Annotated in this window: 22 protein-coding genes and 1 riboswitch; of the genes, 2 read left to right on the top strand and 20 right to left on the bottom strand. The window is 60.2% G+C overall.

What is annotated here, in order from left to right; genetic code table 11:
* Nucleotides 1-113: 113 nt before the first annotated feature.
* Nucleotides 114-863 carry a FadR/GntR family transcriptional regulator gene (locus QD409_RS10900; RefSeq protein ID WP_092844481.1) on the bottom strand — a complete coding sequence of 250 codons (750 nt, stop codon included), beginning with the start codon at nucleotides 861-863 and terminating at the stop codon, nucleotides 114-116.
* A 102-nt stretch (nucleotides 864-965) separates the two neighbouring features.
* Between QD409_RS10900 and QD409_RS10895 the strand changes: the two genes are divergently transcribed.
* Nucleotides 966-1,763 (top strand): NAD-dependent epimerase/dehydratase family protein, encoded by a 798-nt coding sequence (locus QD409_RS10895; protein ID WP_430762722.1) that lies wholly within the window; start codon nucleotides 966-968, stop codon nucleotides 1,761-1,763.
* A 3-nt stretch (nucleotides 1,764-1,766) separates the two neighbouring features.
* Here the strand turns inward: QD409_RS10895 and QD409_RS10890 are convergent, their stop codons facing one another.
* The 14 genes from QD409_RS10890 to QD409_RS10825 all read right to left on the bottom strand — a co-directional run bounded on the left by QD409_RS10890 (nucleotide 1,767) and on the right by QD409_RS10825 (nucleotide 17,819).
* Nucleotides 1,767-2,813, bottom strand: a complete 1,047-nt coding sequence (locus QD409_RS10890) for a sulfate/molybdate ABC transporter ATP-binding protein (RefSeq protein ID WP_430762721.1) — start codon at nucleotides 2,811-2,813, stop codon at nucleotides 1,767-1,769.
* Nucleotides 2,814-2,824: 11 nt separating this feature from the next.
* Nucleotides 2,825-3,697, bottom strand: coding sequence for a sulfate ABC transporter permease subunit CysW (cysW, locus tag QD409_RS10885; protein ID WP_430762720.1), 873 nt, complete (start codon nucleotides 3,695-3,697; stop codon nucleotides 2,825-2,827).
* On the bottom strand, nucleotides 3,687-4,544 hold the full coding sequence (cysT, locus tag QD409_RS10880) for a sulfate ABC transporter permease subunit CysT (protein WP_430762719.1): 858 nt from the start codon (nucleotides 4,542-4,544) through the stop codon (nucleotides 3,687-3,689). Before cysT ends, cysW begins: the two co-directional genes overlap by 11 nt.
* Before the next feature lie 6 nt (nucleotides 4,545-4,550).
* Nucleotides 4,551-5,579 carry a sulfate ABC transporter substrate-binding protein gene (locus QD409_RS10875; RefSeq protein ID WP_092844491.1) on the bottom strand — a complete coding sequence of 343 codons (1,029 nt, stop codon included), beginning with the start codon at nucleotides 5,577-5,579 and terminating at the stop codon, nucleotides 4,551-4,553.
* A gap of 174 nt (nucleotides 5,580-5,753) precedes the next feature.
* Entirely contained in the window at nucleotides 5,754-6,197 is a 444-nt protein-coding gene (locus QD409_RS10870) for a PTS sugar transporter subunit IIA (protein WP_430762718.1), read from the bottom strand.
* A gap of 114 nt (nucleotides 6,198-6,311) precedes the next feature.
* The gene (locus QD409_RS10865; protein WP_430762717.1) at nucleotides 6,312-7,004 is read right to left on the bottom strand and encodes a response regulator; all 693 of its coding nucleotides are present in this window, start codon (nucleotides 7,002-7,004) and stop codon (nucleotides 6,312-6,314) included.
* Nucleotides 7,001-9,712, bottom strand: coding sequence for a DUF4118 domain-containing protein (locus tag QD409_RS10860; protein ID WP_430762716.1), 2,712 nt, complete (start codon nucleotides 9,710-9,712; stop codon nucleotides 7,001-7,003). Before QD409_RS10860 ends, QD409_RS10865 begins: the two co-directional genes overlap by 4 nt.
* Nucleotides 9,713-9,771: 59 nt before the next feature.
* Nucleotides 9,772-10,377, bottom strand: a complete 606-nt coding sequence (locus tag QD409_RS10855; RefSeq protein ID WP_430762715.1) for a K(+)-transporting ATPase subunit C — start codon at nucleotides 10,375-10,377, stop codon at nucleotides 9,772-9,774.
* A 12-nt stretch (nucleotides 10,378-10,389) separates the two neighbouring features.
* A complete protein-coding gene (kdpB, locus tag QD409_RS10850; RefSeq protein ID WP_430762714.1) occupies nucleotides 10,390-12,477 on the bottom strand; it encodes a potassium-transporting ATPase subunit KdpB in 2,088 nt (695 codons plus the stop codon).
* 221 nt (nucleotides 12,478-12,698) lie between these two features.
* Nucleotides 12,699-14,402, bottom strand: a complete 1,704-nt coding sequence (gene kdpA, locus QD409_RS10845; protein ID WP_430762713.1) for a potassium-transporting ATPase subunit KdpA — start codon at nucleotides 14,400-14,402, stop codon at nucleotides 12,699-12,701.
* A gap of 27 nt (nucleotides 14,403-14,429) precedes the next feature.
* Nucleotides 14,430-14,519: a K(+)-transporting ATPase subunit F gene (gene kdpF, locus QD409_RS10840; protein WP_034509905.1), complete on the bottom strand. Its 90-nt coding sequence runs from the start codon at nucleotides 14,517-14,519 to the stop codon at nucleotides 14,430-14,432.
* A 453-nt stretch (nucleotides 14,520-14,972) separates the two neighbouring features.
* Nucleotides 14,973-15,983 carry a zinc-dependent alcohol dehydrogenase family protein gene (locus QD409_RS10835; protein ID WP_430762712.1) on the bottom strand — a complete coding sequence of 337 codons (1,011 nt, stop codon included), beginning with the start codon at nucleotides 15,981-15,983 and terminating at the stop codon, nucleotides 14,973-14,975.
* A gap of 403 nt (nucleotides 15,984-16,386) precedes the next feature.
* Nucleotides 16,387-17,397, bottom strand: a complete 1,011-nt coding sequence (locus QD409_RS10830) for a Tim44 domain-containing protein (protein WP_092844508.1) — start codon at nucleotides 17,395-17,397, stop codon at nucleotides 16,387-16,389.
* A gap of 200 nt (nucleotides 17,398-17,597) precedes the next feature.
* Nucleotides 17,598-17,819 carry a hypothetical protein gene (locus tag QD409_RS10825; RefSeq protein ID WP_092844511.1) on the bottom strand — a complete coding sequence of 74 codons (222 nt, stop codon included), beginning with the start codon at nucleotides 17,817-17,819 and terminating at the stop codon, nucleotides 17,598-17,600.
* Between the two features lie 395 nt (nucleotides 17,820-18,214).
* Between QD409_RS10825 and QD409_RS10820 the strand changes: the two genes are divergently transcribed.
* Nucleotides 18,215-18,493, top strand: coding sequence for an HU family DNA-binding protein (locus QD409_RS10820; protein WP_092844513.1), 279 nt, complete (start codon nucleotides 18,215-18,217; stop codon nucleotides 18,491-18,493).
* 146 nt (nucleotides 18,494-18,639) lie between these two features.
* On the opposite strand, the gene QD409_RS10815 is transcribed toward QD409_RS10820, so the two are convergent.
* The 5 genes from QD409_RS10815 to nrdH form a co-directional block, all read right to left on the bottom strand.
* Nucleotides 18,640-19,473, bottom strand: a complete 834-nt coding sequence (locus tag QD409_RS10815; protein ID WP_430762711.1) for a glycerophosphodiester phosphodiesterase family protein — start codon at nucleotides 19,471-19,473, stop codon at nucleotides 18,640-18,642.
* 210 nt (nucleotides 19,474-19,683) lie between these two features.
* Nucleotides 19,684-20,658 (bottom strand): class 1b ribonucleoside-diphosphate reductase subunit beta, encoded by a 975-nt coding sequence (gene nrdF, locus QD409_RS10810; RefSeq protein WP_092844515.1) that lies wholly within the window; start codon nucleotides 20,656-20,658, stop codon nucleotides 19,684-19,686.
* Nucleotides 20,659-20,683: 25 nt separating this feature from the next.
* On the bottom strand, nucleotides 20,684-22,801 hold the full coding sequence (gene nrdE / locus QD409_RS10805) for a class 1b ribonucleoside-diphosphate reductase subunit alpha (RefSeq protein ID WP_425348512.1): 2,118 nt from the start codon (nucleotides 22,799-22,801) through the stop codon (nucleotides 20,684-20,686).
* 80 nt (nucleotides 22,802-22,881) lie between these two features.
* On the bottom strand, nucleotides 22,882-23,289 hold the full coding sequence (nrdI, locus tag QD409_RS10800; protein WP_430762710.1) for a class Ib ribonucleoside-diphosphate reductase assembly flavoprotein NrdI: 408 nt from the start codon (nucleotides 23,287-23,289) through the stop codon (nucleotides 22,882-22,884).
* On the bottom strand, nucleotides 23,289-23,510 hold the full coding sequence (gene nrdH / locus QD409_RS10795; RefSeq protein ID WP_092844521.1) for a glutaredoxin-like protein NrdH: 222 nt from the start codon (nucleotides 23,508-23,510) through the stop codon (nucleotides 23,289-23,291). The genes nrdI and nrdH overlap by 1 nt, the downstream gene beginning before the upstream one ends.
* 249 nt (nucleotides 23,511-23,759) lie before the next feature.
* A riboswitch (cobalamin riboswitch) is annotated at nucleotides 23,760-23,979 on the bottom strand.
* Nucleotides 23,980-23,988: the final 9 nt, after the last annotated feature.

The raw sequence follows: 23,988 nt of genomic DNA, 5'->3' as shown, positions 1-23,988 counted from the left end.
TGATAAGGGTAGCCTCAGAACGGTTCGCGAACCGTACCTCCGAAGGTGAGCAGCCATTGGTGGCACTAACGACAGAAGGGCGGAAACTCGAGGCCAGCGGGCGTACTGCCCGATCACCTACTTCTGCGTATCAGGCTACGATAACGCTGCTGGCTGCCTGTCAAATGCAGCCGCATCGCCGCTCGGGCAGCCTGTTCGTCCCTGTCGGAGATCGCCTCGGCGATCTGACGATGTTCGGCCTGGATTTGGACGATGTAATTGGCGGCAGCGGCTTCATCATCGTGGTCGAGCAGGAAGGAGCGCGGGATCATCTTCTTGCCGGTCAGTTCCAGAAACTCCTTGAAGCGCGGATTGTTGGTCGCGTCGGCTATGGCCAGATGAAAGGCGAAATCGGCTTCCGAGGTGGCAATACCACCCCGCAGGGCGCGATCGATGTCCTTGCAGCGCTCGAGGATGGCCTCCTCCTGCGCCGGCGAGCGCCGAACAGCCGCAATCCCCGCCGCTTCCGTTTCGACTGCAGTGCGCAGTTCCAGCATCTCGATGATCGAGGAAATCCGAGCAGGATCGGTCGCCAGAAGATTTGCTGAAGGAAAGGATTGCGCGGCGCTCACGAAGACACCAACGCCATGGCGCACCTCGACCAGACCATCGGCGCGCAGCGATGCGATCGCCTCGCGGATGACCGTGCGGCTAACCTTGTAGCGCTCGGTCAGGCCGTTTTCGCTCGGCAGCTTCTCGCCAGGCGGCGATATGCCGCCGAGAATCTCCTGACGCAATTGCTGGGCAACATGATCGACAAGGTTACGCCGGCCGGATGGCTGCGCACTGCTCTCTCCCCTTTCGGTCACGTCCTCGCGCCGCATCCCACTCTTCCTCAATTTTGCCGGTCAATCCTACAGATATATGATGACTGGAAAAAGGGTATATTATAACCTGCCGGCAACAGGATCGATCGGGAGACAATCATGCTGAAAACTCTGTTGCTGACCGGCGCTGCCGGCGGCGTCGGCCAGGCGCTCAGGCCGCTTCTGGCCCAGATCGCCGAGAACGTCGTCCTGTCCGATCTTGCTCCTATTCGCGACCAGCGCCCGAACGAGCGTTTCGTTGCCTGCGATCTTGCCGATCGCAGCGGTGTAGACACGCTGGTCACGGGGGTCGACGGCATCATCCATCTCGGCGGCATCTCGGTGGAAAAACCCTTCGACCTGATCCTGCAGGGCAATATTCTCGGACTATACAATCTCTACGAAGCCGCCCGCGCAGCCGGCAAACCACGTATCGTCTTTGCCAGCTCGAACCACACGATCGGCTTTTATCGCCGCGACGAGCGCATCGACAACAAGGTGCCCACGCGGCCGGATTCCCTTTACGGCGTTTCGAAAGTATTCGGCGAGGCGGTTGCGAGCCTCTACTTCGACAAGTTCGGCCAGGAAACCTTGTCGGTGCGCATCGGCTCCTGCTTTCCGGAGCCGCGCAATACGCGCATGCTGGCGACCTGGTTCAGCGTGCGGGATTTTCTGTCCCTCTGCGGCTGCGCTTTCGACGCGCCGCGCCTCGGCCATACCATCATCTACGGCGTTTCCGACAATGACGAGCAATGGTGGGACAACAGCAACGCTGCCTTCCTTGGCTGGAAACCGCAGGATAAGGCCGCTCATTGGCGGGCTGAAATTCTGTCGCGAACACCCCAGGACGATCCGAACGATCCGGCGGTCATCTACCAGGGCGGCGGCTTTGCCTCAGCCGCCCACCCGGAGGATTGACGGTCAAAGGCTGCTGCGGAAAAGCTTCCACCGGGTCGGCCTAAAAGCGATGCGATTGCGGTCGAGCGTATCCGCCTTGTTCGGCGGCAGCTCGATCTCGATAGGCTCATACTCGCTGCCAATGTTGATCTCGAGGTGGCGAGTACCCGCAACGCGGCGGCTGGCGACAAGCAGGCCGGCAATTGCGCCGCCGTCGCCGTCGCGAAGCTCGATATCATGCGGCCGGAAATAGAGATCGGCCTCGCCATCCGGCTCGTGCGGCGTGCTGAGCCCCAGTGGCTTGTCGTCGAACCAGATCTCGCCACTGGCGATGCGAACCTTGACGCGATTGGATTGACCGATGAAGCCATAGACGAAGGGCGAGTTCGGCTTGTCGTAAATCTCATCCGGCGTACCGACCTGCTCGATCGCCCCCTTGTTGAGCACGACGATGCGGTCAGCAAGCTCAAGCGCTTCTTCCTGATCGTGGGTCACGAAAACGGTGGTATGGCCGGTTCGATCATGGATCTCCCGCAGCCACTTGCGTAAGTCCTTGCGGACCTGCGCGTCGAGCGCGCCGAAGGGCTCGTCGAGAAGCAAGACATTCGGCTCCACCGCCATGGCACGCGCCAGCGCCACGCGCTGTCGCTGACCACCGGAAAGCTGGGCCGGATAGCGCTTCTCCAAGCCGTTCAGCTGCACAAGCTCCAGCAGCTCCAGCGCGCGCCGGCGAATTTCGTCGCGTGGCGGACGACGTGATGCCGAGCGGACTTTCAGGCCGAAAGAAATATTGTCCAAAACCGTCATGTGTCGGAACAGCGCATAATGCTGAAACACGAAGCCGATATTGCGCTGCTGCACGGTCTTGCTCGAAGCATCGTCCTCACCGAAGAAGATCCTGCCTTCCGTCGGCGTTTCCAAGCCGGCTATCAAGCGCAGCAGCGTGGTCTTGCCGGAGCCGGACGGGCCGAGAAGCGCAATAAGTTCGCTCGAGCGAATATCCAGAGAAACATTGTGCAGCGCGGGAAATCGACCGAATTCCTTGCGCAGATTTTGAACGCGAACTTCCATCAAGAATTCCTTCAGTGACGCCGGCTGGCTGCGATCTCTTCGCTGTAGCGCATTTCCAGCAACGTCTTCAGTATAAGTGTGACCAGGGCAAGCAGGGCGAGGAGCGTAGCAACGGCGAAAGCCCCAGAAAAATTATATTCGTTGTAGAGGATCTCGACCTGCAGCGGCATGGTGTTGGTTTCGCCGCGGATATGGCCCGAAACGACCGAGACGGCGCCGAACTCGCCCATGGCGCGAGCATTGCAGAGCAGCACGCCGTAGAGCAGTCCCCACTTGATGTTCGGCAGCGTGACATACCAGAAGGTCTGCCAGCCATTGGCCCCGAGCGAAAGTGCCGCCTCCTCGTCCGCACTGCCCTGCTCCTGCATCAGCGGAATCAGTTCGCGAGCGACGAAGGGAAAGGTGACGAACATCGTTGCAAGGACGAGCCCGGGCACCGCGAACAGGATCCGTATGCCGTTGCTCTGCAGCCAGGGACCGAGCACGCTATTCGAACTGAACAGAAGCACAAAGACCAGGCCGGATATGACCGGGGAAACCGAGAATGGCAGATCGATCAGCGTCGTCAGGAACGCCTTGCCCTTGAACTCGAACTTGGCGATCGCCCATGCAGCGGCAACACCGCAGACGAGGTTCAACGGCACGCTGATACCAGCAACGATCAGTGTCAGCCGGATCGCCGCAAAGGTTTCCTCATCGACCAGGGCTTCGAAGAAGGCCCCGATACCCTTGCGGAAAGCCTCGACGAAAACGGCGGCCAGAGGCAGGAGCACCATCAACGTCAGAAAGGCGAGCGAGATCAATACGAAGGTGATACGCGCCACCCGGCTTTCGGTGATGACGGAATGACCGGTTTCGGCAGTGCCAGAAAGATCATGCGCCATAGCCATATCTCCTTCTGCTCCAGGCCTGAATGAGGTTGATGATCAAAAGCATGGTGAAGGAAATGATCAGCATCACCGTCGCGATCGCCGTTGCTGCGGAGTAATTATATTCCTCCAGGCGAATGATGATGAGCAGAGGCGCGATTTCCGAGACGTAAGGCTTATTGCCGGCGATAAAGATGACCGATCCGTATTCACCCGCCGCACGCGCGAATGCCAATGCGAACCCCGTTAGCGCGGCAGGCGCCAATCCCGGCAGCAGCACGCGTGTTATCGTCTGAAAACGGGAGGCTCCAAGGGTCGCAGCCGCCTCCTCGACTTCGCGGTCAATCTCTTCCATGACTGGCTGCGCAGTGCGCACAACGAAAGGCAAGCCGACGAAAATCAGCGCGATGACGATGCCGACCGGCGTGAAGGCGATCTTGATGCCGAGCGGTGTCAGGAACTGGCCGATCCAGCCGTTCGGCGCATAAAGCGTCGTGAGCGCAATGCCAGCCACGGCCGTCGGCAGCGCGAACGGCAGATCGACCATCGCATCGAGGATGCGTTTGCCCGGAAAGCGATAGCGCACCAGCACCCAGGCCAGGATGAGCCCGAGCACGGCATTGACGAGCGCGGCGATGAAAGCGCCGCCAAAACTCATGCGCAGCGCATAGAGCGTGCGCACATCAAGGGCGAGCGCCCAGAATTTCGACCAGCCGAGAGTGCTGCTTTTCAACAGCAGTCCCGACAGCGGAATGAGAACGATGAAGATGAGCCAAGCCAAGGTAACGCCGAGCGCCAATCCGAAGCCCGGAATGACGCTCGGCTGCCGAAACCGCCACCGTTTGCGGGTTATGGAATGCATTCAGTCTTATTGCCCCGGCTTGTAGATCTGATCGAAGACACCACCATCATTGAAGAATTTCGGCTGAGCTTGGGCCCATCCGCCGAAATCGTCAATGGTCGCCAGCTTCAAGGCCGGGAAGCGAGCGACATCCTTTGGATCGGCGGCTTCCGGCTTGATCGGCCGGTAATAATGCTTGGCGGCGATCTTCTGGCCTTCGTCCGAGTACAGGTAGTTCAGATAGGCTTCCGCGATCTTGCGCGTACCCTTGGTGTCGACATTGCCATCGACGACCGCAACCGGCGGATCGGCGCGGATGGAGACGGATGGGGTCACGATCTCGAATTTATCGGGGCCGAGTTCATCGAGCGAAAGATAGGCTTCGTTTTCCCAGGCGAGCAGGACATCGCCGAGGCCGCGCTGGACGAAGGTCGTCGTCGCACCGCGCGCACCGGTATCGAGGACTGGAACATGCTTCAGAAGTTGGGAAACATATTCCTGCGCCTTGGCATCGTCGCCGCCATTAGCCTGCTTGGCCCAGGCCCATGCGGCCAGAATGTTCCAGCGGGCGCCGCCTGATGTCTTCGGGTTCGGCGTGATGACTTCGACACCGTCCTTGACCAGATCCGACCAGTCCTTGACGCCCTTCGGGTTGCCCTTGCGCACCAGGAAAACAATGGTCGAGGTATAAGGAACGGAATTGTTGGGGAACTTGGTCTTCCAGTCAGCAGGGATCTTGTGCGTCGCCTTGGCGATCGCATCGATATCGCCTTCCAGCGCCAGCGTCACGACATCGGCATCGAGACCGTCGATGACGGAGCGCGCTTGTGCGCCCGAGCCGCCATGCGAAGCCTTGATGTTGATGCTTTCGCCGGTGTCCTTTTTCCACTTTGCCGCGAAGACGGCATTGAAATCCTTGTACAGCTCACGCGTCGGATCGTAGGAAACATTGAGAAGCGTCTTGTCCGCTGCCCAGGTCGGCGCAATCGCCGCAACCGAAAAACTACCGATCAAAACTGCTGTGGCGAAAAGCCGGGAAAGCCTTACCGTCTGCATGGATGAACCCCCTTCGTTTGTCCTTAAACCCTATCAACTTGGTCGTATAAAGTAACGAAGACCGTTCCCGTTTTGAGGAACTCTGGAGAACAGCATCCCATAGAATCCGGAAAAGTGAAATCACATTCCGGCACAGTCGCGAGGCGTCACAATCGCCGGTATCCGGCGATAGCATCAGACATGAAAGATGGAATAGAGTTCTTCGGCGCTCTTTGCGTGCTTCATCGCCGCCAGCACGCCCTCGGTTCTCAGTCGCCTCGCGATAGCCGCCAGCACGTTCAGATACTCGCTACGACCGCCCTCCCCAAAAAGCAGCACAAAGGCCCATTCGGTCGGGATATCGTCAATGGCCTCGAAATCCACCGGGTGGGAGAAACGGGCCAGCAGGCCACGCGGCCTCGTCATACCCGCAATTGCGGCGTGCGGAACGGCCACGCCATTGCCGATGCCGGTCGTTCCGAGCTTCTCGCGCGTTTCCAGCGCCCTCAGAACCGCAGCGCCATCAAGGCCGAAACAGCTGGCTGCCTTCGATGACAGCACCTGCAGCGCCCGCCATTTTGTCGGGGCTGGCACTCCGATGAAGACATGCTCTGGCAGGATGATGGTGGAAAGATCCATGGTCGCTCTTAGAGGTCGGACAATCGATAATGCTGGCGATAATGCCGGGGTGACGTTCATCGTGATGCCGATCAGGAAACGAATGTTCCTGATCGTAGCAGCGAATCCCTCATCTCATTCCGGCTCGCGAAGACGATAGCCGACGCCGGTTTCGGTGGTGATATAGTGGGGCTGATCGGGGATATGCTCGATCTTCTGCCTGAGCTGGCGGACATAGACACGCAAATACTGCACGTCCGCCGCGGGTCCCCAGATCTGCTTCAGCAGGAACTGATGGGTCAGCACCTTGCCGGCGTGTTGGGCGAGCACGCGCAGGATGTCGTACTCCTTCGGCGACAGCTTGATCTCGCTGCCATCGACCTTGACGATGCGCTTGACCAGATCGATCGAGAGGCCGCCGGTCTGGAAGATCGCCTTTTCTCCCTGCTGCTGCAGTCGGTGGCGCAGGGCGACGCGAATGCGCGCCGCAAGTTCGTTGACGCCAAAAGGCTTGGTTATGTAGTCGTCCGCACCGCTCTCCAGTGCCTTGACGATGCCGGCCTCATCGGTGCGGCTCGACAGAATGACGACGGGGATCTGCATGCCGTCCTCGCGCCATTCCATGAGCAGGTCCTGGCCGGATTTGTCGGGTAGCCCGAGATCGAGCACGACCAAATCTGGCCGGTCCTCGTCCACGGAGGCCTGGGCGGCAGCGGCATTCTGGGCCTCGTTGACAACATAGCCCTGGGCACCGAGGCCGACACGCAGCAGTTTGCGGATCGGCGGTTCGTCATCGACGACGAGAATCTTGACGGCAGTCGTGTTCATTTCAATTCATCCAGCTTCGGGACATCCGTTGGTCTTGGCATGCGGATGGTGAAAACCGCCCCTTGGCGATCCGTTCTATTGCCGGCGGCAATGGTGCCGCCCATGGCCTCGACAAAGCCGCGGCAGATGGACAGGCCAAGGCCGGTGCCCGCCCTCACCTGATCGCCCTTGCGCACGCGGTAGAACGTATCGAAGACACGCTCGAGATCGGCAGGCGGGATGCCGAGCCCCTCGTCCATGACCCGGAAGACGATATTGTCGATATCGGCCCAGGCCTCGAGACGAATAGCTGAACCCTCCGGGGCATATTTGGCGGCGTTGTCGAGCAGGTTGAACAGAACTTGCTCGAACAGAACCGGATCGACCTTCACCATCGGCAGATCGGCAGGTATCTGGACCTCTACGCGGTGGCGACTGAGGATCTTCTCGGCGCGCCGAAGCGCGCTGCCGACGATATCGCCGCCATAATGCAGAGCATAATTGGGCTCCATCGCACCGGATTCGATCTTGGTCATATCGAGCAGGTTGACGATGAAGCGATTGAGCCGTTCGGATTCGTCGATAACGGTCGACAGAAGATCGACACGATCCTCATGCGGCAGCGTTTCCAAGTAATCGCGCAGCGTTCCCGCCGCACCCATGATCGCGGCAAGCGGTGTTTTCAGGTCATGCGAAATGGAGGTCAGCAGCGCCGAGCGCAGTCTATCCGCCTCGACGGCCAGCTTGGCCCGGTCGACGTCGGCCACCAACTGCACGCGCTCGATGGCAAGGGCTGCCTGATCGGCCAGGGCATCGAGCAGCCGCTGCTGCTCCGGCGTTAAGAGCGGCCCGTCGCGGCGGTCATTGTCGAGACCGATGACGCCGACGGCGGTACGGCCCGTGCGCAGCGGCACGTATAGGCGCTTGGCGCCGGGCAAAGTATCGGCGCCGCGCCCGGCCGCATGATTGTGCTCCCATGCCCAGCGCGCCGCCGCGATATCGGCGTCGTCGAGCGTGTCATCAGGCGGATAGCCGGCCTTGACGGCAATGGTGCCGTACTCCGGCAGAAGCAGGACGACTCGCAATTTGAGCATCGAGGCAAGCTGAAAGGCCGTTGCCCACAACACGTCGTCGAGCGTACCGGTGCCGGCGAGCTTCTTCGAAAACAGGTAAAGGTCCTCGGTCGTTCGCGCCCGCTGGCGCGCGGCGGCAGCTTGCCGCTGCACCGTTGCCGTCAGATTGCTGGCGATAATCGCGACACCGAGGAAGAAGAAGAAGGCGAGCACGCTCTCGGGATCGCTGATCGTCAGCGTATAGCGCGGCGTCAGGAAGAAGAAATTGAAGGCGAGCGCGCCGAGAATACAGGAATAAAGCGCCGGGCGCAGACCCTGCGTCACCGCGCTGGCCAGGACCGCCATCAGGAAAACGAGCGCCAGGTTCCGGACATCCAACACCTGATCGAGGATGACGCAGAAGCCGAGCGCAATGGCGACATAAAGCGTTGCCAGAGCGTAGCCGCGCAACTGGAAAGGAGGCGGCGAAGGCGCCACTTTGACGCCGCGCCTGGTAGCCTCACCATCCGCATCGCTGCCGGAAATGACATGGACGCTGATGTCACCGGCCTTGCGGATGAGATCGTAGGAAACCGAACGGCGAGACCAATCGCGCCAGGACCCGATCTTCGGCGAACCGATGACGATGTGGGTGACATTGTTGCTGGCCGAATGACGAAGCAGTTCCTCCGCCACCTCGCGGCCCGGAAGGGTAATAGCCTCGCCGCCGAGCTGCTCGGCAAGCCGCAGAGTCGCTGCGATCGTATCGCGCTGCGCCTCCGTCAGGTTGATCGACCGATTGGTTTCGACATAGACGGCAGCCCAGGGCGCGCGCAGACGCGACGCCATGCGCGCGGCATAACGCACGAGCGAGGCCGAGCGTGGGTGATGATCGATGGAGACCAGCACGCGCTCGCCCGCCGCCCAAGGGCCGGAGATCGCATGGGCCTGCATATGGGTCAAAAGCTGATCGTCGACGCGTTGTGCCGTGCGCCTCAGCGCCAGTTCGCGCAGCGCCGTCAGATTGCCGGGGGTGAAATAGTTGGTCAGCGCCCGCTCGGCCGTCTTCGATACGTAGACCTTGCCGTCGTGCAGACGCTTGATCAGGTCATCCGGCGTCAGGTCGATGATCTCGACGTCATCCGCGAGATCGATGATCGAATCCGGCACCGTCTCCCTGACGCGGATGCGGGTGATCTGCGAGACGACGTCATTCAAGCTCTCGACGTGCTGGATATTCAGCGTCGTATAGACGTCGATGCCACGCTCCAGCAGCTCCTTGACATCGAGGTAGCGCTTCGGATGACGGCTTCCGTGCGCATTCGTATGAGCCAGTTCGTCGACCAGCACCAAGCCGGGGCGGCGCTTCAAAATGGCATCGAGATCCATCTCCTCAAGCGCCCGGCCCTTGTAGTCCACTTCCACACGCGGAATGATTTCGAAGCCGTCGAGCAAGGCCTGCGTTTCGCGCCGGCCATGGGTTTCAACCACACCGACCACCACATCGACGCCATCGGCGACCTTCGCCTTGCCGGAGATCAGCATCTCATAGGTCTTGCCGACGCCCGGCGCTGCGCCCAGGAAGATTTTCAGCCTGCCGCGTGCCTCGGCATTCGCCTTTTCCAGAAGCGCATCGGGCGAAGGCCTGCTCATCATGTCCCGGCTGTCATCTGCCATCGGTGGGTTGTCTTTCCTGACGAGGTTGAGACGGCGCAAGCCGTCTCAACCTGCTCAACTTACTGTTTCATAGAAGCATCAAGTGCCTGATTCAATGCCAGTACGTTGACAAGGGGCTCGCCGAGAACACCGAGCTCTCTGGACTCGATGGAGGCATCGACGATCGACTTGAGCTTGGCCTGGTCCATGTTGCGCGCCTTGGCCACGCGCGGGATCTGGAAATAGGCGGCATCCGGCGAAATATCCGGGTCGAGACCGCTGCCCGAGGTCGTCACCAGATCCATCGGAACCGGCATGTTCGGGTTCTGCGCTTGCAATGTCGCGGCATCGCCCTTGATGCGGGTGATCAGGCTCGAATTGGTCGGTCCCAGGTTGGAGGCCCCGGAATTGGCGGCGTTGTAGGGCGCTGCAACCGATTTAGTCGGGTCATTCGGGTCTGCGGCGGTCGTGGCCGACGGGCGACCATGGAAATAGCCGTCACTGGTGAAGTTCTGGCCGATGAGGCTGGAACCGATCACCTTGCCGTCCTTCTCCACCAAGCTGCCGTTTGCCTGATGGGGAAAGAGCGCCTGGGAGACACCTGTCATGGCGAACGGATAGGCAAGGCCGGTCAGGACGGTCGTGGCGACGATCATGATGATAGCAGGTCTGATTTGCTTGAGCATGGTGCAAACTCCTTAGACGAGGCCGATGGCGGTGATCGCCATGTCGATGGCCTTGATGCCGATGAAGGGTACGATGATGCCGCCGAGACCATAGATCAGCAGGTTGCGGCTGAGCAGCGCGCCGGCGCCGATCGGCCGGTAGCGAACGCCCTTCAGCGACAGCGGGATCAGCGCAACGATGATCAGCGCATTGAAGATGATGGCCGAGAGAATGGCGCTTTGCGGCGTCGCAAGGCCCATGATGTTCAGCGTCTTCAGCTGCGGGTAGAAGGCAATGAACATCGCCGGGATGATGGCGAAGTACTTCGCAATATCGTTGGCGATGGAGAAAGTGGTCAGTGCGCCGCGGGTCATCAGCAACTGCTTGCCGATCTCGACGATCTCGATCAGCTTCGTCGGGTCGCTGTCGAGGTCGACCATGTTGCCGGCCTCGCGGGCGGCCACAGTGCCGGTATTCATGGCGACGCCGACATCGGCCTGGGCAAGCGCGGGAGCGTCGTTCGTGCCGTCGCCGCACATGGCGACGAGCTTGCCCTTGGACTGCTCCTCGCGCATCAGCGCCAGTTTCATTTCCGGGGTCGCCTGGGCGAGGAAGTCGTCTACACCGGCTTCTGCGGCGATCGCAGCTGCCGTCAGCGGGTTGTCACCCGTGATCATGACGGTGCGGATGCCCATGCGGCGCAGTTCGGCAAAGCGCTCGCGGATGCCGCCCTTGATGATGTCCTTGAGATGGATAACGCCGAGCAAACGACCGTCGCGAGCAACGGCAAGCGGCGTGCCGCCGGCCTTTGCGATCTCGTCAGCAATCGCCTGCAGTTCGCGAAGCATCTCGCTCGAGGTTCGCGAGATCACTGTCGTACCATCGGTTCCGCCATTGGCGGCACCATCCACATAGGCCAGCACGGCATCGACGGCCCCCTTGCGGATCGACGAGCCCTCGAGATCAACGCCACTCATGCGCGTCTGCGCGGTGAAGGGTACGAAGGTCGCCTTCAGGCTCGTCATGTCGCGGCCCCGGATCGCGTATTTCTCCTTGGCAAGCACGACGATGGAGCGGCCTTCCGGCGTTTCGTCTGCAAGTGAAGCGAGCTGGGCGGCATCGGCCAGATCCTGTTCGCTGACGCCCCGAACCGGACGGAAGGCGGTTGCCTGGCGATTGCCGAGGGTGATCGTGCCGGTCTTGTCGAGCAGCAGGGTGTCGACGTCGCCGGCGGCCTCGACGGCACGGCCGGACATCGCGAGCACGTTGAAGCGGACCAGGCGGTCCATACCGGCAATACCGATGGCCGACAGCAATGCGCCGATGGTGGTCGGGATCAGCGTCACGAACAGCGCAACGAGTACGACCGTCTGAATCGAGCCACCGGCATAGGCGGCAAAGCTCGGGATCGTGACGGTCGCCAGCACGAAGATCAGCGTCATGCCTGCAAGCAGGATGTTGAGCGCGATTTCGTTCGGCGTCTTCTGCCGCTCGGCACCTTCGACCAGCGCGATCATGCGGTCGATGAAGGTCGAGCCGGCGGCAGCGGTGATGCGCACGCGGATCTCGTCCGACAGGACCTGCGTACCGCCGGTCACAGCCGAGCGGTCGCCGCCCGATTCACGGATGACAGGGGCGGACTCACCGGTGATCGCAGCTTCGTTGACGGAGGCGACACCTTCGATGACTTCACCATCCGACGGGATGATGTCGCCGGCCTCGACGAGAACGACGTCGCCGACCTTCAGGCCGGTGCCCGGCACCATCTTGTAATCGGTGCGGCTATTGCCAACGAGCAGCTTTGCCTGGGTTTCGGTACGCGACTTGCGCAGCGAATCCGCCTGCGCCTTGCCGCGGCCTTCCGCAACGGCCTCGGCGAAATTGGCAAACAGCACCGTGAACCACAGCCAGATGTTGATCTGCAGCGAGAAGGCGAGATTGCCGCCGCCGGTGACGAGGTCGCGCAGGAAGAGGACGGTCGTCAGTGCCGAAACGACGGCGACCACGAACATGACGGGGTTCTTAGCAAGCGTGCGCGGGTTCAACTTCTTGAAAGAAGCGCCGATCGCCGGAACGAGGATGCGAGAATCCAGAATACTCGCTGATTTTAACTGGCTCATAAGAGGCTCCAGCGTGAAGAGGAAAACGTCAGATCGGAACGCTGCCGATCAGCCGATTAGAAATCCGAAGACGACAAGACCGAGGAACAGGGCAACCATCGCCAATAAAATGGCGTCTGAAGCGCAGGTTATTCCGGCCGGGCCACGCCCCCTGTCGAAGGGGCGTGGATCGATGACTTTTCGAAGCCTGGCCAAAAGCGGTTGGCTCATGACATCATTCCTTAAAAGGTCTGGCCTGCGATCATCGCCAAATGGTCGACGATCGGTCCGAGCGCGAGCGCCGGGAAGAAGGTCAGGCCGCCGACGATGAGGATAGTACCGACCAGTAGGCCGACGAAGAGCGGACCGTCTGTCGGGAAGGTGCCGGCCGAAGCAGGTACCGTCTTCTTGGTGATCAGCGAGCCGGCAATCGCAAGCGCGGGAACGATGACCAGGAAGCGACCGATCAGCATGACGAGACCGAGCGTGGTGTTGTACCAAGGCGTATTACCGGACAGGCCACCGAAGGCCGAGCCGTTGTTTGCCGCCGCCGAGCTGTAGGCGTAGAGGATTTCCGAGAAGCCATGCGGGCCGGAATTGCCGACAGAGGCGACGGCGGAGGGCAGCACAGCGGAAATGGCGGTGAAAATCAGCATACCAAAGGGCAGGCAAAGCACGGCAAGCATTGCCATCTTCACTTCCTTGGCTTCGATCTTCTTGCCGAGATATTCCGGCGTGCGGCCGACCATTAGGCCCGCAACGAAGATGGCGATGATGACGAACATGATGATGCCGTAGAAACCGGCACCGACGCCGCCGATGATGACTTCACCGAGTTGCAGGTTGATGAGGGGGATCATGCCGCCAAGTGCGGTGAAGCTGTCGAGCATGCCGTTGACCGCACCACAGGACGCCGCGGTTGTGATGACGGCGAAGAGCGAGGAGGCAGCGATGCCGAAGCGGACTTCCTTGCCTTCCATGTTACCGCCCTGGATGCCGAGCGCATGAACGAGCGGATTGCCGGCAGCTTCTGCCCAATAGGTGACGATCACACCTGCAATGAACAGCGTGCCCATCGCAGCCAGAATGGCCCAGCCCTGACGCTGGCTGCCGACCATGCGACCGAACACGTTGGTCAGCGCCGCACCGATGACGAAGATCGTCAACATCTGGATGAAGTTGCTGAGCGCATCGGGATTCTCAAATGGGTGGGCGGAGTTGGCGTTGAAGAAACCGCCGCCATTCGTGCCCAGCATCTTGATGGCAAGCTGCGAGGCAACCGGGCCGACGGCGATCGTCTGCTGCGCACCTTCAAGCGTAGTAGCATTGACATAGGGCCCGAGCGTCTGCGGAACGCCGAGATAGACGTATACCACCGTCAACACGATACACATCGGCAGCAGGACGTAGAGCGTCGCGCGGGTCATATCGACCCAGAAATTGCCGATCGCCTTGCCCGAGGCGCGCGAGAAGGCGCGAATCAAGGCGATGGCGATGGCAATACCGGTCGCTGCGGACACGAAGTTCTGCACCGTCAGGCCGGCCATCTGCACGAGGTAGGACATCGTGCTCTCGCCGCCATAGTTCTGCCAATTGGTATTGGTGACGAAGCTGGTCGACGTGTTGAAGGACAAGTACGGGTCGAGCGAAGTCATGCCGGCCGGGTTGTACGGCAGGCTGCCCTGCAATCGCTGAAGGAGGTAAAGCACGATGAAGCCGGCAAGGCTGAACAGCAGCATGGAGACCGAATAAGTCGTCCAGTGTTGCTCTTCACGTTCGTTCGTTCCGGACAAACGATAAAGCCCCCGCTCCACCGGACCGAAGACGTAGGAAAGGAGTGTGCGCTCGCCCGTAAAGACACGCGTCATGTAACCGCCAAGCGGTTTGACGAGCAGGAGAAGGATCCCGATGAAGATCAGGATCTGAAGCCATCCGTTGAGGGTCATGGAAGTAACTTTCCCTATCCAGCGCCGTTAGAAGCGCTCGGGACGAATGAGAGCGTAGATCAGGTAGGCGGTGAGAAAGAGCGTCACGCCGCCACCGAGAATGTAATCGAGAAGCATTGCCGTCTCTCCGATTAGAGGCTGTCGCAGGCCTTGGTGTAAGCGACGCAAAGGAGGAAGAATAAGACGCCGATCCCGACAAGAATTATGTCCATCATCGATCGCGATTCCTTGATTGTTATTGTTGACTGCAGAAACGACGAGGGAGCGCTCTCGGTGAAAGCGCCTCTTTCATTCTGCCGAGGTGAAGCGCACTTCGCGTGCATCTTCGACACGCAATATGCGACCGAACGGCATTAAGGTTCGAGACGGCGGGAGAACGGAAGATATAAAAATCTTATAAATGCCGGGGCGGACCGGCATGGCAGGAAGCGGTCTTTGTACGCCACCCCGGGCCCGGCGGCTTCGATCAGCTGATCGAGCGCGATTCAGCCGGGCCTGCCCGCGATTGACGCGGGCAGGCATCCGCAAAGCATGGCGCAATTGCATTCAACCGCATGACGTCAAGCAAGGCTAGGGTCGAACGATAACCTTGATCTCGCCCGATAGCGGGGCGCTGCCGACAACCTCGGCGACATCCTCAAGACCTATGGTCTTCGTCACCAGGGAATCCAGCTCCAATACGCCGCTTGCCACCATCGCCGCAGCGCGCGAATGGGTAAACGGGTTGAGATAGGCCGGCCTCATCTCGACTTCGTTGACGAGCAGATCGAAAGGCAGAACAGGCACTTCAAGTCCAGCCGGCGTCACGCCGAACAGGACGAAAGCGCCGCCACGCCGCACCATCCTGACACCGGTCTGCAAGGTCTCGGGAACGCCGGCACATTCGATGACGACATCGGCGCCGCCATGGGTACGCTCCCGTACCGAAGCGACGGTGTCCGAGGCAGCCGGATCGAAGGCATGCGTAGCACCTAAACGCAGCGCGGCTTCGCGCCGCGATAGCTGACGCGTGATCAGGATCACCTCACCGGCACCGGCCTGTCGCGCCAGCTGCACCATCAGCAGCCCGATCACCCCTCCGCCGAGGATCGCGATGGCATCGCCTGGGCGAATCCGCGCCTTGTCGATGGCGTGAATGCAGCATGCCAGCGGCTCGCAAAAGGCGCCGTGGACAGGATCGAGATCGGGCGGCAGCACGAATGCCTGGCTGCTCGGCACCGCCGCATATTCGGCAAAGCCGCCATCCCGGGTCACGCCGATTGCGTTCAGGTTCTCGCAAAGGTTCGGTCGCCCGCGCCGGCAGGCCGCGCAAGCGCCACAAGCGATATTCGGGTCGACGGTAACGAGCTCGCCGCCATTGAACGCCGAAACGCCATCGCCAACCTCCTCCACAAGACCGCAGAATTCATGGCCCAGGGTCACCGGGATCGCCGTCGGATACTCGCCCTTGAACATATGACGATCCGAGCCGCAGATGCCAGCGGCCAGCACCCGGACAACGAGCTCGCCCGGTCCGGCGCTTGGCCTTTCAACGTTGCGCATGGTCATGGACCCGACCGCTTCCAAACGTACTGCCCTCATTCTCCTCCTCCGATTACAGCGCCCGACGAGTTGACGTCGCAGCACCACTCCCTTCGGCATACTATAGCGTGATACCCGGCGGCGTGAAGAACCCGGCCCGCGAGACAGATGAGAAATGCATCTCCTTTGCCTCAGCCAGAAGAACCGACCTGACGGAGATGCCAGCGGTCGCAGCTGCCTTCAGAGGCATTGCTGGCCTTGAAAGAGGCGCAGATAATGAGCGGGACGGGTGCGGTATCGTTTCCACACCCGTCCCGCTCAAGGGTTCCGGAGAATATCAGAACGGTCGTCAAGACCGGCGGCAAATGCCGCTTGAATGCAGGGATGCGGGCCGGCAAAAGGAACATGATCGGCTAATTGCCCCCAGACATATCGAGGAGCAATCTCTTTACCGAAGACGGGTTCAGCCGTGGTTAGATTCCGTTCCCTGGATCGCCGAAAGTATCCAGTCCGCGCCGGACTTGCGCACGAAAGTCCAGAGCTCGACCGTTTCCGAGGGGTTGCGATCGTCACCATTAACGAGCTTGCCCGTCGTGCGATCGAGCATGGCATCGATGCTGGAATAGCGCATAGCAAGCGTCGCATACTCCGCATTGTCCTCGCGCCAGGCCTCGGCAATATCGCCCTGCAGCAGGCGAACGTCGGAGACGCTGTTGCGCACGCCGTTGGTGGCGTTCTCCCCAAGCTCCTCTGCCAGGTAGGACATTGCCTCCGGCGTGGTCAGCCGGCGCAACGTCGCATAGTCTTCCTTGCCATAGGCTGTCTGGACTTCGGTGAGAAGCCGCTCGAAGCGATCAAGATCGGCTTGCTGCAGCCCGATCTCGTCGCTGGCCTGCCGCGTTTTATGCGCGGCGGCTGCCGTCCCGCCGCCGATTGTCGGGATGGAAAAGGAAGGGCGCGGCGACGCACCGGCATTGTTCATCGGGTTCGTATTGTAGGACTGGCCCGACCCCGGCGCCGCATATTGCCCGCGCTGGCGATTTGCGAAGAACCGCATGGCAAAGCTGATCAGCAGCACGATCAGGCCGATCTGCAGCAACATGCCAAGGAAGCCGACACCTCCGCCGAAGCCATGGCCGAGCAGCATGCCGAGAAGACCACCGGCGATCAATCCGCCGATCATCGATCCGCCGAAACCACCAAAGAAGCCCGGGCGCTGCTGGCCGGCGATCGGCGGTTGCGTGGCGGTTTGCGGCTGCTGCGGCCTGGGTGTCATCGTCCGGTCGATCGGAGCGGCTTGCGTCGGAGCCGTCCGCGTTGTGGCAGGCGCGTCGAAAGTCCGCGTTCCGCGGCTGCCGAACCCGCTGGAGCCGGCACGACGTGCGTCGGCAACATCGAAGGTCGCTAGAGCAGACGCGGCAGCGAGCACGACGATGGCTGCGATCTTGGCAAAACGGGGACCTACCCTGAGCATTTGCTCTCCTGTGATTGAGCGGAACAACGATTTTGGCTGGATATGGGGATGGCGGGTTGCGATTGTAAGTTGGTGCGCCTTCAAATCTCAAACCACAGCGCGCTTTATATTAGCCGGCTCGATGAATTTCGCCTCGAACGCCCCAGAAACATTGAGCTTTCCGGCCTCGGGGGATCGGTTAGCGGCCTCGCCGTCAAAACCTAATTTTCCTCGACGCCCTCGAGCAACCCGTCGTAGACCTCCATCAGCGCATTGGTGATCGCCTGCCCAAGTGTATTGCCGGCCGCGCGAACCTCGTCGTCCGTACCGTCGCGCGCCGCCCTGGCCAGCTCGAAGCCTTCGCCGCTGACGATCTGCTTTGCCACTTCGATGGCCCAGAGGCCGAAGTCGCCACGATTGTCGATCTTGATCGGGTCTTCCATTACCTGTCCTATTCACTGGTCTTCGTTCATCGCTGTCAGGCTCTATACGCTCAAGCTGAGCAAAGCGAGCATTGATGCGCGGCCAAGACATCGCGCTCGATCAGATATGGGGCATTGTAGCGACTGTCCACTCCGGAAGCGCGCTTCGAGGAGGCTCTGAGTCTGATGCCAAAGGCGGATCGCCGGAGCCGTGGCAGGAAGCGCTCATACTATCGCTGAGGCCATCAATGCCGCCGCACCACCCGGGATCGGGCGGCTGCAAGGGCGAAAGAGGCCATCGAAACGTTGGAAATTGTGGAAATGCGCCTTTCTGAGCCCTCAAAGACCAAGAGCCCCCGTGACAATGACCGGCTGCAATGGAAATGATTCCGCTGTAACCATTGCGGGGAAGCATCATGACCACCACCAATGAAATCGCAGACAAGATTGCCGCTGATCACAAGCTGACCAAGGCTCAAGGCAAGGCCATCGTCGAAGCCGTTTTTGCGTCCATCGCCGGAGCAGCGTCTTCCGGCGCCGAGACCTCCATTCCAGGCTTCGGCAAATTCAAGGTAAAGGACACGCCGGAGCGTGAAGCACGCAATCCGGGAACGGGCGCAACCATCAAGGTTGCTGCGGCAAGGAAGCTCGCTTTCACGCCCGCAAAGGCGTTGAAGGATGCGCTCAACAAGTAGTCCTTTGCCTTGAGCCATCGAGGCTCGATGCATCGAACGGCCGGCCTTGAGGGGTGAAGCCGGCCGTTGGTGCGCGCAAACTCATCAAGATGGGGATGCGCTCGCCATGAAGCACAATATTGTCCGCCGCCCGCGCGAGGCCTCGCCTAGCTTGCCCGGCGGCTATCGAGATAGGCTCTCAGCGCTGCGGCTTCGTCCGTCTGGATCGCGGAGATGCCTGCATCGATCAGGCGCCCCCAGATCGCTTCCGGATCCTTCAGCGCCGTGGAATCGGTAAAGCCTGCACAAGAAACCGAGTCGAGCGTGTTGACCCAAAGCGCGATGCCGGCCTTCCGGAAAAGCGCCTGCCGCTCTGCGACCTGTTCCAGCCTGTCGAAATAGATTTCGCAGAGGAACGGGTTCAGTTGGAACAGAAGATCCAACTGGCTGCCGACATCCGGAGCCACGAGGCGTGTCTTGGCCATGAAGGGAACGGCCTGCGCCGACACATTGGCGCGGATCCATGCGAAATCCTCACCCGTCTTTAGATCGCCCCAGAAATCGACTTGCTGATCGACGCCCATCGCACGGGCGCAGGCGATCACATCCGGGATCATGTGCCTGCGTTTGACGTCGAGATGGATGAAGATACGACCTCGCGTCAGATCGAAGACATCCTTCAGGCTCGGCAACTTTTCCTCTGTCATCGGGTTCGCCTCGCCGCCATCCCGATCGCGCAGGCTAAGACTGGATAATTGCTGCAGTGTCAGCGCCTCGGGCTCCTGATCGCGGCCCGCCATCCGCTCGAGCGTATCGTCATGCAGAAGGAAAAGTTCGCCGTCGTTGCTGCGCCGCACGTCGATCTCGACCACGTCGTAACCGGCTGAAATGGCCCGCTCGATCGAAAGCAGGCTGTTTTCCGGTGCTGCGCGCCAAATGCCGCGATGAACGACGATTGCGCAGTCGCGTGCCGGATCGGCGATATAGTCGATATAGTTCATGATGCGCCCCTTTCTCGCCGTGGACGCTTGCACGGCACTCTCCGCAACCGGACGTCTCGTTCGGGGCTATCACAGGACTTTGTCAGATCTGCAAAGCGCATTGCGAGCTGCAGCGGCTATGACATGCACGTTCAAGACATCAATCGCAGCCGCGCGGCTACGATTGGAAACGCACGAGCCGTGCCAGTCAGCTCGTAGTCGGTCGAGATCTTAGAAGTCCCAGTCTTCATCCTCGGTGGCGACCGCCTTGCCGATGACATAGGACGAGCCGGAGCCGGAGAAGAAGTCGTGGTTCTCGTCGGCATTGGGCGAGAGCGCCGAGAGGATTGCCGGATTGACCTTGCAGGCTTCTGCGGGGAAGAGGGCTTCATAACCGAGGTTCATCAGCGCCTTGTTGGCGTTGTAGTGCAGGAACTTCTTGACGTCTTCCGTCAGACCGACGCCATCATAGAGCGCCTCGGTATATTTCGCCTCGTTGTCATAGAGTTCGAGCAGCAAGTCGAAGGCGAAATCTTTGATCTCCTGCTTGCGCTCTTCCGAAAGCCGCTCCAGCTCTCGCTGGAACTTGTAGCCGATATAGTAGCCATGCACCGCTTCGTCGCGAATGATGAGGCGGATCATGTCGGCGGTGTTGGTGAGTTTGGCGCGGCTCGACCAGAACATCGGCAGATAAAAGCCCGAATAGAACAGGAAGCTTTCAAGGAAGACGCTGGCAACCTTCTTCTTCAGCGGATCTCCGGAGACATATTGCTCCATGATCAGCGCCGACTTGCGCTGCAGGAACTCGTTCTCCTCCGACCAACGATAGGCATCATCGACATCGGGTGTCAGGCAGAGCGTCGAGAAGATCGACGAATAGGAGCGAGCGTGCACGGCCTCCATGAAGGAAATGTTCGACAGCACCGCCTCTTCATGCGGCGTGACAGCATCGGCCATCAGCTTGACGGCGCCGACGCCGTTCTGGATCGTGTCGAGCAGGGTCAGGCCGGTGAAGACGCGGATGGTGAGCTGCTGCTCCTCCGGCTTGAGTGTCGCCCAGGAAGGGATGTCGTTCGACAACGGCACTTTTTCGGGCAGCCAGAAATTGCCGGTCAGGCGGTTCCAGACCTCGAGATCCTTGTCGTCGTCGATGCGGTTCCAGTTGATGGCGCGGATGCGGCTTGCCGGCTTGAATTGCATGTTCACGGGAATGTCCTTCTCAAACCGGAAATCAGAGGGCGCAGGAAACGCAGCCCTGCACCTCGGTGCCGGACAGCGCCATCTGGCGAAGACGGATGTAGTAAATGGTCTTGATGCCCTTCTTCCAGGCGTAGATCTGGGCCTTGTTGATATCGCGCGTGGTCGCGGTATCGCGGAAGAATAGCGTCAGCGATAGGCCCTGATCGACATGTTGGGTGGCCGCCGCATAGGTGTCGATGATCTTTTCCGGCCCGATCTCGTAGGCATCCTGATAGTAGTCGAGATTGTCGTTGGTCATGAAGGCGGCCGGGTAATAGACGCGGCCGATCTTGCCTTCCTTGCGGATCTCGATCTTGGAAACGATCGGATGGATCGAAGAGGTCGAGTGGTTGATGTAGGAGATCGAGCCAGTCGGCGGTACGGCCTGCAGGTTCTGATTATAGAGACCGCCCTTCATCACGGCCTGCTTCAACTCCGCCCAATCTTCCTGCGTCGGGATGGCAATGCCGGCCGTTTCGAACAGCTCGGCCACACGCTCGGTTGCCGGCTTCCATGCCTGACCAGTATATTTGTCGAAATATTCGCCGGATGCGTATTTCGAATTCTCGAAGCCCTTGAAGCTCTGGTCTCGTTCGACCGCGAGCAAGTTCGAGGCGCGGATGGCGTGATAGGTCACGGTGTAGAAATAGATATTGGTGAAGTCGACGCCTTCTTCAGAGCCGTAGAAAATGCGCTCGCGGGCAAGATAGCCGTGCAGGTTCATCTGACCGAGGCCGATGGCGTGACTGTCGTCATTGCCCTTCTCGATCGAAGGCACCGACGAGATGTGGCTCATGTCGGAGACTGCCGTCAGCGCGCGGATCGACATCTCGATCGTCTTGCCAAAATCGGGGCTGTCCATTGCGGCTGCGATGTTGAGCGAGCCGAGATTGCAGGAGATGTCCTTGCCCATATGCTTGTAGGAGAGGTCGTCGCTATATTCGCTGGCTTCGCTGACCTGCAGGATTTCCGAGCAAAGATTGCTCATGGTGATGCGCCCGGCAACCGGGTTGGCGCGGTTCACCGTGTCTTCGAACATGATGTAGGGATAGCCGCTCTCGAACTGGATTTCGGCGATGACCTGGAAGAAGTCACGCGCCTTGATCTTCTTCTTGCGAATGCGGCTGTCGGCCACCATCTCGCGATACTTTTCCGTGACCGAGATTTCCGTGAACGGCACGCCGTAGACGCGCTCTACATCATAGGGCGAGAACAGGTACATATCGTCGTTGTTCTTCGCGAGCTCGAAGGTAATGTCCGGAATGACGACACCGAGCGATAGCGTCTTTATGCGGATCTTCTCGTCGGCGTTCTCGCGCTTGGTATCGAGGAACCGCATGATGTCCGGGTGATGGGCGTTGAGGTAGACCGCACCCGCACCCTGCCTGGCGCCAAGCTGATTGGCGTAGGAGAACGAGTCCTCGAGCAGCTTCATCACCGGGATGATGCCGGATGACTGGTTCTCGATGTGCTTGATCGGCGCACCGGCCTCGCGGATGTTGGTCAGCGACAGGGCGACGCCCCCACCGCGCTTGGAAAGCTGCAGCGCGGAATTGATGGCACGGCCGATCGACTCCATATTGTCTTCGACACGCAGCAGGAAGCAGGAGACCAGCTCGCCGCGCTGTTTCTTGCCGGCGTTGAGGAAGGTCGGTGTGGCCGGCTGGAAGCGACCCGAGATGATCTCGTCGACCAGATCGCGGGCAAGCTGCTCGCTACCCCGCGCCAGCGTGAGCGCCACCATGCAGATGCGATCTTCATAGCGCTCCAGATAGCGCTTCCCATCAAAAGTCTTCAGCGTGTAGCTGGTGTAGTATTTGAAGGCACCGAGGAAGGTCGGGAAGCGGAACTTCTTCGCATAGGCATGGTCGAAGAGATCGCGCACGAAATTGAAGGAATACTGGTCCAGCACCTCCTGCTCGTAATAGCCTTCAGTCACCAGGTAATCCAGCTTCTCCCGCAGGTTATGGAAGAAGACGGTGTTCTGATTGACGTGTTGAAGGAAATACTGCTTGGCCGCCATGCGGTCCTTGTCGAGCTGGATTTTTCCCTGCTCGTCATAGAGGTTCAGCATGGCGTTTAGGGCGTGATAGTCGAGCGCCGCTTCCATAACCTTTGCTGGCCGGTCGCTTGTGGGATGAGAGAAAGCGTTTAGCGGCTTCTCGCCTGCATCCCGCGACAAAGAAGGGGTTAACGTGTCCAAAATCGTTCCAATCCGTGTCTGACATTGGCGACATCCTCCTCCGTTCCCAAGAGCTCGAACCGATATAGAAACGGCACCTTGCATTTGGTGGAGATAATGTCGCCGGCGATACCGTAGGTCGCCCCGAAGTTGCTGTTGCCCGCGGCGATGACCCCGCGGATTTTCGAACGGTTATCCGCATCGTTGAGGAAACGGATCACCTGCTTGGGCACGGCGCCCTTGCCCCCCTCGCCGCAATAGGTCGGGACGATGAGGACATAGGGATGGGCAGCTCGAAGCTCTTCTCCCGCGCCGAGCGGAATGCGAGCGGCCGGCAATGCGAGCTTGGCAACAAAGCGATGGGTGTTTTCAGATCTGCTGGAGAAATAGATGAGCTCGCCCACTGCAAGGCTCATCAGGCGAGAGCGCTGATCATGTCAGGGCGAAAACCCGCCCAATGCTGCTCGCCGGCGACAACGACGGGGACCTGACGATAACCAAGACCCTGCACCAGCTCATAGGCTGCGCTATCGGTGGACACGTCGATGATCGTGTAATCGATGCCCTGGCGGTCGAGCGCGCGCGTGGTTGCTGTGCACTGGACGCAGGCGGGCTTGCTGTAGACGGTAATGCTCATGAGATATCCTCGTATATTATAGGCATGCAAAAGCGTTCGGGCACCGAACGATGCCCGCAGCGCGAGATGAAAATGGAGGCAGGCGCGACTGGTAGCCGGCCGCTTAGACGACCGTCATTCCCGTAGCCTGTTGTGGGTACTCGAAAACATGGATTCACCCCGAAGTTGTTTATGCGGGGCACTTGCGGCAGCGAAGGCGGCGGCAATCGTGCCGCACGAATCCTTGCTCGCCATACGGACACCCCGCCCGTGGACGCTATGCTCGAGGCAGGTCTCCTGGCTCGCGGGTCGCAGCACTCAATCTCACCTTCCCAAGACGCATGCGTCTCAGTGGCCATGTCGATCGAACGCTCGCCGCTCACAGTTGCGGGGGCAGCTACGGCTTGGCGATCATCATGCTCGCCGACCATATTCCCATCTTAGCCTCCAATCCTTGCGAATCGAAGGAACCTCGAACACTATATATAGTATCTAAGGC

It is taken from the genome of Rhizobium sp. BR 315, from assembly GCF_050577975.1.
Lineage (GTDB): Bacteria > Pseudomonadota > Alphaproteobacteria > Rhizobiales > Rhizobiaceae > Rhizobium > Rhizobium miluonense.
Note: the sequence above shows the minus strand (reverse complement) of the source record. Positions and strands in the feature narration are given on the sequence as shown.

Coding starts and splice junctions, on each gene's coding strand:
- cysT (WP_430762719.1), bottom strand. CDS start 4,544: ATGCATTCCATAACCCGCAAACGGTGGCGGTTTCGGCAGCCGAGCGTC.
- QD409_RS10895 (WP_430762722.1), top strand. CDS start 966: ATGCTGAAAACTCTGTTGCTGACCGGCGCTGCCGGCGGCGTCGGCCAG.
- QD409_RS10835 (WP_430762712.1), bottom strand. CDS start 15,983: ATGAGGGCAGTACGTTTGGAAGCGGTCGGGTCCATGACCATGCGCAAC.
- QD409_RS10860 (WP_430762716.1), bottom strand. CDS start 9,712: ATGGCAGATGACAGCCGGGACATGATGAGCAGGCCTTCGCCCGATGCG.
- kdpA (WP_430762713.1), bottom strand. CDS start 14,402: ATGACCCTCAACGGATGGCTTCAGATCCTGATCTTCATCGGGATCCTT.
- QD409_RS10830 (WP_092844508.1), bottom strand. CDS start 17,397: ATGCTCAGGGTAGGTCCCCGTTTTGCCAAGATCGCAGCCATCGTCGTG.
- QD409_RS10865 (WP_430762717.1), bottom strand. CDS start 7,004: ATGAACACGACTGCCGTCAAGATTCTCGTCGTCGATGACGAACCGCCG.
- cysW (WP_430762720.1), bottom strand. CDS start 3,697: ATGGCGCATGATCTTTCTGGCACTGCCGAAACCGGTCATTCCGTCATC.
- kdpB (WP_430762714.1), bottom strand. CDS start 12,477: ATGAGCCAGTTAAAATCAGCGAGTATTCTGGATTCTCGCATCCTCGTT.
- QD409_RS10900 (WP_092844481.1), bottom strand. CDS start 863: ATGCGGCGCGAGGACGTGACCGAAAGGGGAGAGAGCAGTGCGCAGCCA.
- QD409_RS10820 (WP_092844513.1), top strand. CDS start 18,215: ATGACCACCACCAATGAAATCGCAGACAAGATTGCCGCTGATCACAAG.
- kdpF (WP_034509905.1), bottom strand. CDS start 14,519: ATGCTTCTCGATTACATTCTCGGTGGCGGCGTGACGCTCTTTCTCACC.
- nrdE (WP_425348512.1), bottom strand. CDS start 22,801: ATGGAAGCGGCGCTCGACTATCACGCCCTAAACGCCATGCTGAACCTC.
- QD409_RS10870 (WP_430762718.1), bottom strand. CDS start 6,197: ATGGATCTTTCCACCATCATCCTGCCAGAGCATGTCTTCATCGGAGTG.
- QD409_RS10825 (WP_092844511.1), bottom strand. CDS start 17,819: ATGGAAGACCCGATCAAGATCGACAATCGTGGCGACTTCGGCCTCTGG.
- QD409_RS10875 (WP_092844491.1), bottom strand. CDS start 5,579: ATGCAGACGGTAAGGCTTTCCCGGCTTTTCGCCACAGCAGTTTTGATC.
- nrdI (WP_430762710.1), bottom strand. CDS start 23,289: ATGAGCCTTGCAGTGGGCGAGCTCATCTATTTCTCCAGCAGATCTGAA.
- nrdH (WP_092844521.1), bottom strand. CDS start 23,510: ATGAGCATTACCGTCTACAGCAAGCCCGCCTGCGTCCAGTGCACAGCA.
- QD409_RS10815 (WP_430762711.1), bottom strand. CDS start 19,473: ATGAACTATATCGACTATATCGCCGATCCGGCACGCGACTGCGCAATC.
- QD409_RS10890 (WP_430762721.1), bottom strand. CDS start 2,813: ATGGAAGTTCGCGTTCAAAATCTGCGCAAGGAATTCGGTCGATTTCCC.
- QD409_RS10855 (WP_430762715.1), bottom strand. CDS start 10,377: ATGCTCAAGCAAATCAGACCTGCTATCATCATGATCGTCGCCACGACC.